Source organism: Staphylococcus sp. HMSC34G04 (assembly GCF_001838765.1).
Taxonomy (GTDB): Bacteria; Bacillota; Bacilli; order Staphylococcales; family Staphylococcaceae; genus Staphylococcus; species Staphylococcus epidermidis.
Genome location: NZ_KV838730.1, coordinates 66,991 through 80,040 on the forward strand (window position 1 = coordinate 66,991; position 13,050 = coordinate 80,040).

Consider the following 13,050-nt stretch of genomic DNA (forward strand, 5'->3'; position numbering starts at 1 on the left):
AGCCTATACTTACGGGGTTTTACAATAAATAATATATTATTGTTCTTCTTTAACATATGGTAATAAAGCCATATGACGAGCACGTTTGATAGCTGTAGTCAACATACGTTGATATTTCGCTGAAGTGCCTGTTACACGACGTGGTAAAATTTTACCACGTTCTGAGATAAAACGTTTTAATAATTCAGTGTCTTTATAGTCGATGTGTGTAATACCATTTGCTGTGAAATAGCATACTTTTTTACGACGACGTCCGCCTCTTCTTGGTCCACCTGCCATGGTTAACTGCCTCCTTTGACTCATTTTATTTTATTCGTTCATTATTAGAATGGTAAATCATCATCACTGATATCAATCGGTCCATTAGCATTTGCAAACGGATTATCCGACTGATTTGAGTTTGATGAATTATTGTTGTTGTAAGATGTATTTTGTCCTGATTGCTGACCACCAAATCCTTGACCGTAGTCTTGGAAATTATTGTTCTGTGAACGTTGGCCACCTTGTTGTGCGTTTTTAGGTTCAAGGAATTGAACACTATCACATACGACTTCAGTAACAAAAATACGACGACCTTCTTGATTTTCATAACTACGTGATTGTATGCGACCATCAACGCCAGCTAAACTACCTTTAGACAAGTAGTTATTTACATTTTCTGCTTGTCTACGGAAGACTACACAGTTAATAAAGTCAGCTTCGCGTTCCCCTTGAGCATTCGTGAAAGTACGATTAACTGCTAGAGTAAATGTCGCTACACTTACGCCTGAGGGTGTGGTTCTGTATTCTGGATCTTTCGTTAGACGACCTACTAATACAACTCGATTTAACATTTAAACGCCCCCATCTAAATTATTACTTATCTTGGTCTTCACGGATAACGATGTAACGAATGATATCGTCATTAATCTTAGCTAAACGTTGGAATTCGTCAGTTGATTTATTGTTATCAGTTTTAATACGTACGATGTTATAGAAACCTTCTTTGAAATCATTGATTTCATAAGCTAGGCGACGTTTACCCCAGTCTTTTTCTTCTAAAACTTCTGATCCTTCTGAAGCTAAGATACCATTGAAACGTTCAACTAACGCTTTTTTAGCATCCTCTTCAATGTTAGGACGTACGATATACATAATTTCATATGTTCTCATAGTTTATTTGCACCTCCTTGTGGTCTATACGGCTTATCAACATTTAATGTGATAAGCAAGGAATAATTTTCATTACTCACAGAAAAGAATTATAGCATAGAGCTTTACTTTTTACAATCAATTTCAGATGAATCTTACCCTTAAATATTGATGAGCATTATTTATTTTTGAAAATATCAATACAGATTATTGGTTTAAGACTCCTCTGAGACTTCCCTCGTTGTTCAAACGCAATGATCCTATTTATGTTATACATTACTTTATATTCAAATTATATTAATGTTACTTAATAGATAGTTGATACTTCATTTTAGTTATAATAACATCAAAATTATATTTCATATAATTGCACTTGATACTAAATTCATTATAAAGGAGTCGTTTATGTTAAAGAAATTTTCTTACTCAATCATTTCACTTTCAATTTTCGCTACTAGCCTTAATTTTATAGATACTCAAGCACAAGCGTCTTCATCTTCTGTAAGCGAAAAAGGTACAATGGGGTATGGCTATCAACAATACTTAAAAGACCATCCTAAAAAGCAACCTCATAAAACACAAAATCGTTCTACTTTCTCTGCTGAATCTAATATTACTGAAACAAATAATGGTGAAAGAGTCTTAGATATTTCTGAATGGCAAGGACTTTTAACTAACGAACAAATAAAACAACTAAAGAAAAATTATGATTTTATTATTTTAAGAGCACAGTACGGTTCAGAATATGTTGATAAGACTTTTGAAAAAAATGCAGCATTATTAGAACAAAATAAAATGAAATACGGCGTGTACTCTTATAGCATGTACGAAAGTCCAAAAGATGCACGTTATGAAGCTAACACTTTATCTCAACGTGCCCCCAAAGCCGCCTTTTACATCAATGATTATGAAGAACAAACCGTTACATCCGGAGATGATGAAACAGCTACACAAGCATGGGCAAACGAAATGAGAAAGCTTGCTGGAAACAAGAAGATCCTTTTTTATTCATATGAAAACTTCATGTTAAATCATGCATCAAATGCTGTCAGTTCTTATGATGGCTACTGGTTAGCAGCATATCAAGCTAAGGAACCAAACCGAGAGAAAGTGCTATGGCAATATACAGATAGTTACTACTCTCCTGAATTAAATCAAAATGTCGATGCAAATTACATTGACGAAAATGTGAATTCGTCTTGGTTCACTTCATAAATACGAACGCGTACGAACAAAAACACTTCACTTTAACGAACATTTGTTCTAAAATACATATGAGGTGTTTTTCATGAGATTAAATTTAGATTGGAATAAAGATTTCCAAGAGTTTCAAGATATCTTAAATAGTGGCATTCACCCAGAATGGCTATACTGCGCTAAAGCAAATTTAGTTCTTGAACCCGCATACACTGGTGAGGGCAAACAATTTTTTAGTACACAAGACATCATTAAAGCAAGTAAAATCATTCCATTTTTTTAAGAATTTGGAATCCTTACATAAGAGCAATGATTCTATTTCCTAACTACAAATAATCGCCTCATTAATAGTTGTCATTGTAGTATGCAGAATAATTTATCTCCTAATTTTCAATTTTATTATCAAAAAAACACCCTAAAACTAGAATTTGCTTCTAATTTTAGAGTGCCTCATTAATATAAATACATGCTTTAAGTTAAACATTAAAACGGAAATGAACAATATCCCCATCTTGCATGATGTAATCTTTACCTTCTAAACGTTGTCTTCCCGCTTCTTTAGCACCATTTTCGCCACCATGTTGTACATAATCATCATAGCTTGTTACCTCTGCACGAATAAAACCACGTTCGAAATCGGTGTGAATAATTCCAGCACATTGTGGTGCAGTCATTCCTTGTTTAAATGTCCAAGCACGCACTTCTTGCACACCGGCAGTAAAGTAAGTAGATAAACCTAACAAATCATATGTTGTTCTAATGAGTCTGTCTAAACCTGGTTCTTCAATGCCTAAATCTTCTAAGAACATTTCTTTATCTTCATCATCTAATGTGGCGATTTCTTCCTCAATTTTTGCACTAATAACGATAACTTCTGAATCTTCGTTTGCTGCATATTCACGGATTGCTTTCACTTTATCATTATCTTTATCTCCAATTTCATCTTCACCAACATTAGCAATGTATAACATTTTCTTAGATGTTAATAACTGAGCTTGATTAACCCACTTTTGATCATCTTCATTGAAATCAATACTGCGTACTGGTTTACCGTCTTCTAACGCTTCTTTAATTTGTGTTAATATACGTAATTCCATCTCAGCTGTTTTATCTTTTTGGCGAGCCATCTTCTCTATTTTCGGTAAACGTTTTTCAACAGATTCTAAATCTGCTAAAACAAGTTCCATATTAATGACTTCTATGTCATCAAGCGGATTAACACGCCCTGATACATGTGTAACATTCTCATCGTCAAACGCACGAACCACCTGACATATAGCATCTACTTCACGAATATGTGAAAGAAATTTATTTCCTAAACCTTCGCCCTTAGATGCACCCTTAACAATACCTGCAATATCAGTAAACTCAAAAGTAGTAGGAATTGTTTTTTTAGGTTGAACCATTTCTTCTAATTTTATTAAACGTGAATCTGGCACTTCAACGATACCAACATTGGGATCAATCGTTGCGAAGGGATAGTTTGCTGCTAATGCGCCAGCTTTAGTAATTGCATTAAATAGGGTAGACTTACCTACGTTAGGCAAACCTACGATACCTGCTGTTAAAGCCATTATTCATTCTCCTTACTTTCTTTGTCTTGATGAAATTCAAGAACTTTTTTCATTTTCTTATTAAACACTTGCCGTGGAATCATGACACTGCGCTGACAATGTTCACATTTAATACGAATATCAGCGCCCATTCTAATAATCTTAAAACGATTTGTTCCACATGCATGTGGTTTTTTCATTTCTACTATATCATTTATTCCATACTTTGACGTCATGAAATGACCTCCAATGATGATTAGCTTTTTCCTTCATTATAATTTGAAATGACTGGTTGTGGCATGCGAATACCTTCTTGTCTAAACATTTTTTGAGTTTCTTTACGAATAATACGAGCGCCTGAAAATCCTTCACCAGGAATTGTTTCTGCTGAAATTCGTATAGTAACCTTATTAGATTCTATCGCATCAATGCCATCAACAACTGGATCGCTGACAAATAAGTAATATTTACTGCGTAAAGAAACAAATAAACGATTGAGTTTCTTTTCAACTTGATCTATATTTTCATCAACTGATACTGGTAGTTCTACAATAGCAGTCCCATTTGTAATTGAAAAGTTCGTAATTTCACCCATGCTACCATTAGGTAAAATAGTCAGTTCTCCTGAAATTGTATTAATTCGCGTTGATCTTAAACCAATAGATTTCACAGTACCTTCTGCTACCGTAGTTCCTGAACTATTAATTTTAACATAGTCACCCACATCAAATTGATTTTCAAAGATAATAAAGAAACCTGTAATAATATCTTTCACTATCGTTTGCGCACCGAAACCAACCGCAATACCTACAACTCCAGCACTAGCAATAATACCTTCGACGCTAATACCAAACTTACTTAAAATTGTTGTGATAACAACAAACCATACGATATATTTTACTATGTTTTGTACAAGAGAAATCAGTGTTTTTGAACGCTTTTTATTCCCTTTTTTACTTTTATTTTGAATTTTAAATGCTTGCTCAATAATCTTATTCAAAATTGCTATAACAACAATCGCTACAAGGATATAAATTAAAATCATTATTACTTTAGTAATTAAATTTTCATATGTTTCAACCTTTGTTAAAGGTTCGAACAATGAAGATAAAATATGTTTTAGTTGATTCATATATAATATGCCCTCCTTTTCATTTTTTTGATAATTCATTTATTATAACTTAATTTATTCATTTAGATAATACGTCTATGGTTTTAAAATACTATCCTTTTGAGGGATATTTATAAAACTATGTATATGCTTCCTGTTTATAGAGGGCTAAACTTTTAATATTCCATATAATCTTTATTAAGTTGACGAATCAAGCGTTTGAATTCTGCTTCAGATTTAAATTCAAATGTGATTTTTCCAACATTTTTTGATGTCGAAATATCTACTTTCGTACCATATTGCTTTTTTAAAAATCTTTCCTGCTGTTGAATCATTTTCGGTTTACTTCCCTTAGTCTCTTTGTCAAGTTTCATTGAGATGTCTTTACTGACTAAACCATTGACATACTCCTCTAAATACCTTACACTCCAAGACTCCTGAGCAGCTTTTTTTGCCGTCTTTTTTATTTTACTGGCGTCTTTCAAAGTTAATAACGTACGCCCATGAGCACTAGATAACACCCCGTGTTGAACCATTTGAGCAACATTTTTAGGTAATTGTAATAATCTAAGCATATTGGCAATATAAGGACGTGACTTACCTAATCGTCTCGCAACTTCTTGTTGGGTAATGTTCAAATCTGTCATCATTTTTTTATAACTTTCTGCTTCTTCAATGGCATTTAAATCTTCTCTCTGTAAATTTTCAATAATTGCCAATTCCATCATATCTTCATCAGATAGTTCTTTAATAATAGCTGGCACTTCTGTTAATCCTGCCAACTTAGATGCTCTAAATCGTCGCTCACCCACAACAATATAGTAACCTTGAACAGTTTGACGTAATACAATAGGCTGTAGTATACCATGTTGTTGAATTGATGAAGCTAAATCATTGAGTCGTTCTTCTTCAAACGTCTTACGTGGCTGATAAGGATTAGGTCTAATTAATTCTAGTGCAATAAATTGCACACTATCATCATTATTCATTTTCAACCTCTGATCATCTGTATATGCCATCTCTTTTCCACATCTTTCTATCTTAGTTTAAGTACCTCTAATGAATAATCAATCCTCATTGATTCATTCCTTATTTTAAAAAAGTTCAATCCAATAATACAAGCCTTTCAAATTAATACTAACGGCTTAATATGAAGCTTATTACGTCATATATTTTCAGATGTATTTCTGATAATAAATTAATAGTTAAATCAAAATTTTCAGAAAAATCATTGACAAATAAATTCAAACTATGTAATCTATGTATTAACAATTTAAAAACATTTTACACACTGTAAAAAGGAAAGTAAAACTTACACTGCTTATACAGAGAGTCTTCACACGCTGAGAGAAGGCATTGAAAGAAAGTTTGAAAATGGCCTTGGAGTGTTGATGCCAATATGAGGTATCAACGGGTTCGCCCGTTATAGCGATACAGTATTAACATTGATGTTAAATGGCGTACTGGAAATTTTATACGTCACAATTTATCGTTAATACTCATTTATTCACATATGGATTAAATGAGTTTTTGTTTTATTTAATGATGTTACGATAAGAAAATTGTGTATCCGCTATTTTCAGTATACTGTTTTAACACTATGGCGTACTGATTGAGGTTACTTTAGTAATAAAGTAGCAAACAAAGGTGGTACCGCGAAGTTTAAGCTTTCGTCCTTTACATCCGAATCATTCGGGTCTAAAGGACGGAAGCTTTTTTATTTTTACTGAATAGGAGGAGCTAGCTATGAAGGATACAGATTTAGCTCAAATTGCTTTAACACAAGATCACACTGGCGCAATTGCCAATCCAATATATTTATCTACTGCATATCAGCATCCTCACCTAGGTGAATCAACAGGCTATGATTATACACGAACGAAAAACCCAACAAGAACAGCCTTTGAAGAAGCTTTTGCACAGCTTGAAAAAGGCATTGCTTCATTTGCTACTTCCAGTGGTATGGCAGCGATTCAGTTAATATGCAATATATTCAAACCAGGTGATGAAATTCTCGTTGCATTTGACCTTTATGGTGGAACGTTTCGGTTATTCGATTTTTACGAAAAACAATATGGATTGAAGTTTAAATATGTAGACTTTTTAAATTATGAAGAAGTGGAAAAAAATATCACGCCACAAACTAGAGCATTATTTATTGAACCAATCTCAAATCCGCAAATGATTGAAATTGATGTAGAACCATATTATATCCTTAGCAAAAAACATCAACTGTTAACAATTATCGACAACACTTTTTTAACACCTTATCTTTCGACACCACTCGAAGAAGGTGCAGATATCGTTCTGCATTCAGCAACAAAATACATTGGCGGACATAACGATGTGTTAGCTGGAGTTGTAACTGTTAAAGATGCTCAATTAGCTGAACAATTGAATCAATTCCATAATATGATTGGAGCAACGCTATCACCTCTTGATAGTTATCTTTTACAAAGAGGTTTAAAGACATTACATCTTCGCATAGAGCGTTCCCAAGAAAACGCTCAAAAACTCGCACAACGATGTCGCCAGTCAGATTCAATTGATGAAGTTTTATATAGCGGACGAACAGGCATGCTTAGTTTAAGACTGAACCAAGCATATAGCGTCGCTAAATTTTTAGAAAATTTAGATATTTGCATATTCGCAGAAAGTTTAGGTGGTACAGAAACATTTATCACCTTCCCTTATACACAAACACACGTGGATATGCCAGATGAGGAAAAAGACAAACGTGGCATTGATGAATATCTCATCAGATTATCCGTAGGTATAGAAGATTATAACGATATAGAAGCTGACATAATTCAAGCATTAGAGAATTCTAAAGTAGGAGTGATTTCATGAGTTTATCTAAAGAAACAGAAGTAATATTCGATGTACGTAGAGGTAAAGACTACGACTCAGCTAACCCACCACTTTACGATTCATCTACGTTCCATCAAAAAGTGTTAGGTGGTGAGAGTCAATATGATTACGCACGAAGTGGTAACCCTAACCGAACTTTACTTGAAGAGAAACTGGCACGCTTAGAAGGTGGTAAATATGCATTTGCTTATGCTTCAGGCATTGCCGCAATTTCAGCCGTTTTACTCACATTAAACGCAGGGGATCATGTTGTTTTACCTGATGATGTTTACGGGGGGACATTTAGATTAACTGAACAAATACTCAATCGATTCAATATTGAATTTACTACAGTTAACGCCACACATATAGATCATATCGCTGAAGCTATTCAATCAAACACAAAACTCATCTATGTAGAGACACCTTCAAATCCACTTTTCAAAATTACAGATATTCATGCTGTAGCAACGCTAGCAAAGGAACATAAGTTACTATTAGCTGTTGATAATACGTTTATGACACCTTTGGGTCAATCACCTTTAGCACTAGGCGCTGACATAGTTATTCATAGTGCAACTAAATTTCTAGGTGGACATAGCGATTTAATCGCAGGTGCAGCAATTACTAATAATAGAGAGGTTGCAAATGCATTGTACTTATTACAGAACGGCACAGGCACAGCCCTTTCTGCTTATGATAGTTGGGCACTTGCAAAACATCTTAAAACATTACCAGTTCGTTTTAAACAATCTGTTCATAATGCTGAACGTCTTGTTCAATTTTTGAGTCAAAGAGAGGAGATTTCTGAGGTGTATTACCCAGGAAATAATCCTACACACCTCAAGCAAGCTTCAACTGGAGGTGCAGTGATAGGTTTCCGACTTAAAGATGAATCTAAAGCACAAAAGTTCGTCGATTCTCTTACTTTACCGCTTGTATCAGTGAGTCTCGGTGGTGTAGAAACTATCCTATCACATCCCGCAACAATGTCTCATGCAGCAGTGCCAGAAGATGTGAGACGTGAACGTGGCATCACTTTCGGGTTATTCCGTTTAAGTGTAGGTCTTGAGAATCCAGAAGAACTCATCGCAGATTTTAACTACGCTTTAAAGGAGGCTTTCAATGAGTCATTTACTGAACCAATTAAAGAGCAACGTTTTAGTAGCTGATGGCGCTATTGGAACAATATTCTACTCGGAAGGACTTGATACTTGTCCGGAAGCCTACAACCTTACTCATCCAGATAAGGTCGAGCGGATTCATCGTTCTTATATCGAAGCTGGTGCAGACGTCATTCAAACGAATACGTATGGTGCCAACTTTGAAAAATTAAAGTCCTTTGGTCTTGAACATAAAGTTAAAGAAATTCACCAAGCTGCAGTTCAAATTGCCAAACGTGCAGCAAATGAGGACACAATTATACTTGGAACGGTAGGTGGATTTAGAGGCGTCCGGCAAGAGGATATCAGTCTTTCAACAATTCAATATCATACAGAACTTCAAATCGATACATTAATTGATGAAGGTGTAGATGCCCTTTTATTTGAAACTTATTACGATTTAGATGAATTAACTCGCATCGTCACTGCCACACGACAAAAATACGATATTCCAATCATCGCTCAACTCACCGCTTCAAATACGAATTACTTAGTTGATGGCACTGAAATTAATGAGGCATTGAAATACGTAGTTGAATGTGGCGCCAATGTAGTTGGATTAAATTGTCACCATGGCCCACACCATATGCAACGATCATTTTCACATATAGAACTTCCTAAACATGCGTATTTATCGTGTTATCCAAACGCGAGTTTATTAGATATCGAGAATAGTGAATTCAAATATAGTGATAATGCTCAATATTTCGGAGATATAGCTCAAGAATTAATTAATGAGGGAGTCAGATTGATAGGTGGTTGTTGTGGCACAACACCTGAACACATTCGCTATATTAAATCAGCAGTTAAACATTTAAAACCCGTTAAAGATAAAAAGGTAATCCCTATTAATAAAGCTTCATCTCAAAAGCAAGCGCGAGTTCTTAAACAAAACCTTACTTCTAAAGTTAAAAATGGCCCAACAGTCATCGTAGAACTTGATACACCCAAACATTTGGATACTGATACATTTTTCGATAATGTAGGCAAATTAGATGAAGCTGGCATAGATGCTGTTACATTGGCGGATAATTCGTTAGCTACCGTAAGAGTAAGTAACATCGCAGCGGCAAGTTTAATCAAACAACGCTACGATATTGAGCCTCTTGTACATGTAACATGTCGTGACCGTAATTTAATAGGATTACAGTCTCATCTTCTAGGTTTATCACTCATTGGTGTCAATGAAATACTGGCTATTACCGGAGATCCTTCTAAAGTAGGTCATTTACCCGGAGCTACAAATGTCTATGATGTGAACTCAAAAGGCCTTACAGAACTTGCACTAAGATTTAACAAAGGTATTAACACTGACGGCGATGCGCTGAAGAAACATACTAACTTTAACATCGCTGGTGCGTTTGATCCTAACGTACGAAAATTAGATGGAGCCATTAAACGACTTGAAAAGAAAGTAGCAAGTGGCATGAGTTATTTCATAACTCAACCCGTTTATAGTAAAGAAAAAATTATTCAAGTATATGAAGAAACAAAACATTTAAATACACCTTTCTTCATAGGTATCATGCCAATCGCAAGTTATAACAACGCACTTTTCTTACATAATGAAGTGCCCGGCATCAAAATGTCAGACGATGTACTTAACCAATTCAAAGCTGTTAAAGATGATAAAGAAAAGACTAAAGAATTAAGTTTAAGACTTTCTAAAGAACTCATTGATACAGTACACGAATACTTCAACGGTCTGTACATTATTACACCTTTCCAAAAGGTAGATTATTCGTTGGAACTCGCAGCATACTCTAAATCAATCACTGCCAACAAGGAGGCAATATTATGACAACAATTAAAACTTCAAACTTAGGATTCCCAAGATTAGGTAGAAAAAGAGAATGGAAAAAAGCAATTGAAAATTATTGGGCACATAAAATTGACAAAGCAGAATTAGATCAAACACTGACTGATTTACACAAAGAAAATCTTTTACTTCAGAAAAATTATCATCTTGATAGCATTCCAGTTGGAGATTTCTCTTTATATGATCATATTTTAGATACGTCTTTATTGTTCAATATTATCCCTGAACGTTTCCAAGGACGCGAAGTCAATGATGATTTATTATTTGATATTGCTCGTGGTAACAAAGAGCATGTTGCAAGTGCACTTATTAAATGGTTTAACACCAACTATCACTACATTGTACCTGAATGGGACAACGTAGAACCTAAAGTTGAAAAAAATACGTTATTAGAACGTTTTAAATATGCACAATCAATTAATGTAAATGCGCATCCTGTAATTGTTGGTCCTATCACATTTGTAAAATTATCAAAAGGTGGTCATCAATCGTTCGAGGAAAAAGTTGAAACATTACTTCCTTTATATAAAGAAGTTTTACAGTCACTTGTAGATGCAGGTGCTGAGTATATTCAAATTGACGAGCCTATTCTAGTGACTGATGATAGCGAAAGTTATGAAGACATTACTAGAAAAGCATACGACTATTTTGCAAATGAAGGTTTAGGAAAATATCTCGTTATTCAAACTTACTTTGAACGTGTTCACTTAAAATTCTTAAGTTCATTACCAGTGGGCGGTTTAGGATTAGATTTGGTACACGATAACGGCTATAACTTAAAACAAATTGAAGCTGGTGATTTCGATCAAAGTAAAGCACTTTATGCAGGAATCATTGATGGCCGAAATGTATGGGCTGCTGATATTGAAGCGAAAAAACAATTAATCGAAACATTACAACAACACACACAACAGTTAGTCATTCAACCCTCATCATCACTTCTACATGTTCCAGTATCACTAGATGATGAAACACTTGATGAATCTATTGCAGAAGGATTAAGTTTTGCTACTGAAAAGTTAGACGAATTAGATGCATTGCGTCGCTTATTCAATGATGATGACCTGTCAAAATATGAACATTACAAAGCACGTTATGAACGCTTCCAAAGTCAATCATTTAAAAATCTTGAATACGATTTTGAAAGTGTACCGACACATCGTAAATCACCATTTGCTAAACGCAAGCAATTACAAAACCAACGTCTAAAGTTACCAGATTTACCTACGACTACGATTGGTTCATTCCCTCAAACTCGTGAAGTCCGTAAATTTAGAGCAGATTGGAAAAATAATCGCATTACAGACGCTGAGTATCAAGAATTTTTACAAAATGAAATCGCTCGTTGGATTAAAATCCAAGAAGATATTGGTTTAGACGTACTTGTACACGGTGAGTTTGAACGTAACGACATGGTTGAATTTTTTGGGGAAAAACTTCAAGGTTTCCTAGTAACAAAATTCGGTTGGGTACAGTCTTACGGTTCTCGTGCAGTTAAACCACCAGTTATATATGGAGATGTGAAGTGGACTGCTCCACTTACTGTAAAAGAAACAGTATACGCGCAAAGCTTAACTGACAAACCAGTAAAAGGTATGCTTACAGGTCCAGTTACTATTCTAAACTGGTCATTTGAACGCGTAGATGTACCTAGAAAGGTTGTTCAAGATCAAATTGCCTTAGCCATTGATGAAGAAGTGTTAGCTTTAGAAGAAGCAGGTATCAAAGTCATTCAAGTTGACGAACCAGCGTTGCGTGAAGGCTTACCTCTACGTTCTGAATATCACGAACAATATTTAGAAGATGCTGTACATTCATTTAAATTAGCAACATCATCTGTGCATGATGAAACACAAATTCATACACATATGTGCTATTCTCAATTTGGACAAATCATTCATGCCATCCATGATTTAGATGCAGACGTTATTTCTATTGAAACTTCTCGTAGTCACGGAGACTTAATTCAAGATTTCGAAGATATTAATTATGATTTAGGAATTGGATTAGGTGTTTACGATATTCACAGTCCACGTATTCCAACCGAAGAAGAGATTACCACTGCAATTAATCGTTCATTACAACAAATTGACCGTTCTCTATTCTGGGTTAACCCAGACTGTGGTCTAAAAACACGTAAAGAAGATGAAGTGAAAGATGCATTAACAGTGTTAGTCAATGCAGTTAAAAAGAAACGTCAAGAATCTGAATCAACAACAGCATAAT

Annotated in this window: 13 protein-coding genes and 1 other annotated feature; of the genes, 6 read left to right on the forward strand and 7 right to left on the reverse strand. The window is 34.7% G+C overall.

All coding sequences use genetic code 11. The features are described from left to right. Positions 1 to 36: 36 nt before the first annotated feature. The 3 genes from rpsR to rpsF are packed head-to-tail and all read right to left on the reverse strand — an operon-like array spanning position 37 to position 1,152. Positions 37 to 279, reverse strand: coding sequence for a 30S ribosomal protein S18 (gene rpsR, locus HMPREF3241_RS06210; protein ID WP_001831354.1), 243 nt, complete (start codon positions 277 to 279; stop codon positions 37 to 39). 44 nt (positions 280 to 323) lie between these two features. Further along, a complete protein-coding gene (gene ssb / locus HMPREF3241_RS06215) occupies positions 324 to 833 on the reverse strand; it encodes a single-stranded DNA-binding protein (RefSeq protein ID WP_002447681.1) in 510 nt (169 codons plus the stop codon). Between the two features lie 22 nt (positions 834 to 855). Continuing rightward, positions 856 to 1,152, reverse strand: coding sequence for a 30S ribosomal protein S6 (rpsF, locus tag HMPREF3241_RS06220; protein ID WP_001831345.1), 297 nt, complete (start codon positions 1,150 to 1,152; stop codon positions 856 to 858). Positions 1,153 to 1,536: 384 nt separating this feature from the next. On the opposite strand from rpsF, the gene HMPREF3241_RS06225 reads away from it, so the two are divergent. Together HMPREF3241_RS06225 and HMPREF3241_RS06230 are read left to right on the forward strand one after the other, a co-directional pair. Next, complete coding sequence (locus HMPREF3241_RS06225) at positions 1,537 to 2,346, forward strand: GH25 family lysozyme (protein WP_002447680.1); 810 nt, start codon at positions 1,537 to 1,539, stop codon at positions 2,344 to 2,346. 73 nt (positions 2,347 to 2,419) lie between these two features. Further along, the gene (locus HMPREF3241_RS06230; RefSeq protein WP_001831355.1) at positions 2,420 to 2,611 is read left to right on the forward strand and encodes a hypothetical protein; all 192 of its coding nucleotides are present in this window, start codon (positions 2,420 to 2,422) and stop codon (positions 2,609 to 2,611) included. A gap of 193 nt (positions 2,612 to 2,804) precedes the next feature. On the opposite strand, the gene ychF is transcribed toward HMPREF3241_RS06230, so the two are convergent. From ychF to HMPREF3241_RS06250, 4 genes are all read right to left on the reverse strand, one after another. After that, positions 2,805 to 3,902, reverse strand: a complete 1,098-nt coding sequence (gene ychF, locus HMPREF3241_RS06235; protein WP_002447679.1) for a redox-regulated ATPase YchF — start codon at positions 3,900 to 3,902, stop codon at positions 2,805 to 2,807. After that, the gene (locus tag HMPREF3241_RS06240) at positions 3,902 to 4,117 is read right to left on the reverse strand and encodes a DUF951 domain-containing protein (RefSeq protein ID WP_002447678.1); all 216 of its coding nucleotides are present in this window, start codon (positions 4,115 to 4,117) and stop codon (positions 3,902 to 3,904) included. Before HMPREF3241_RS06240 ends, ychF begins: the two co-directional genes overlap by 1 nt. 20 nt (positions 4,118 to 4,137) lie before the next feature. Next, complete coding sequence (locus HMPREF3241_RS06245) at positions 4,138 to 5,013, reverse strand: mechanosensitive ion channel family protein (RefSeq protein WP_002458618.1); 876 nt, start codon at positions 5,011 to 5,013, stop codon at positions 4,138 to 4,140. A 155-nt stretch (positions 5,014 to 5,168) separates the two neighbouring features. After that, on the reverse strand, positions 5,169 to 6,011 hold the full coding sequence (locus tag HMPREF3241_RS06250; RefSeq protein WP_002447676.1) for a ParB/RepB/Spo0J family partition protein: 843 nt from the start codon (positions 6,009 to 6,011) through the stop codon (positions 5,169 to 5,171). 265 nt (positions 6,012 to 6,276) lie between these two features. After that, positions 6,277 to 6,673, forward strand: a binding site (T-box leader). Positions 6,674 to 6,738: 65 nt separating this feature from the next. On the opposite strand from HMPREF3241_RS06250, the gene HMPREF3241_RS06255 reads away from it, so the two are divergent. Genes HMPREF3241_RS06255 through metE form a run of 4 tightly spaced genes read left to right on the forward strand, consistent with a single transcriptional unit; the run spans position 6,739 to position 13,049 of the window. Continuing rightward, entirely contained in the window at positions 6,739 to 7,842 is a 1,104-nt protein-coding gene (locus HMPREF3241_RS06255) for a PLP-dependent transferase (RefSeq protein ID WP_002447675.1), read from the forward strand. Next, positions 7,839 to 9,014 carry a cystathionine beta-lyase MetC gene (metC, locus tag HMPREF3241_RS06260; protein WP_002447674.1) on the forward strand — a complete coding sequence of 392 codons (1,176 nt, stop codon included), beginning with the start codon at positions 7,839 to 7,841 and terminating at the stop codon, positions 9,012 to 9,014. The genes HMPREF3241_RS06255 and metC overlap by 4 nt, the downstream gene beginning before the upstream one ends. Further along, positions 8,968 to 10,806 (forward strand): bifunctional homocysteine S-methyltransferase/methylenetetrahydrofolate reductase, encoded by a 1,839-nt coding sequence (locus HMPREF3241_RS06265; RefSeq protein WP_002458619.1) that lies wholly within the window; start codon positions 8,968 to 8,970, stop codon positions 10,804 to 10,806. Before metC ends, HMPREF3241_RS06265 begins: the two co-directional genes overlap by 47 nt. Beyond that, entirely contained in the window at positions 10,803 to 13,049 is a 2,247-nt protein-coding gene (gene metE, locus HMPREF3241_RS06270; protein ID WP_070853544.1) for a 5-methyltetrahydropteroyltriglutamate--homocysteine S-methyltransferase, read from the forward strand. Before HMPREF3241_RS06265 ends, metE begins: the two co-directional genes overlap by 4 nt. Position 13,050 lies beyond the last annotated feature (1 nt).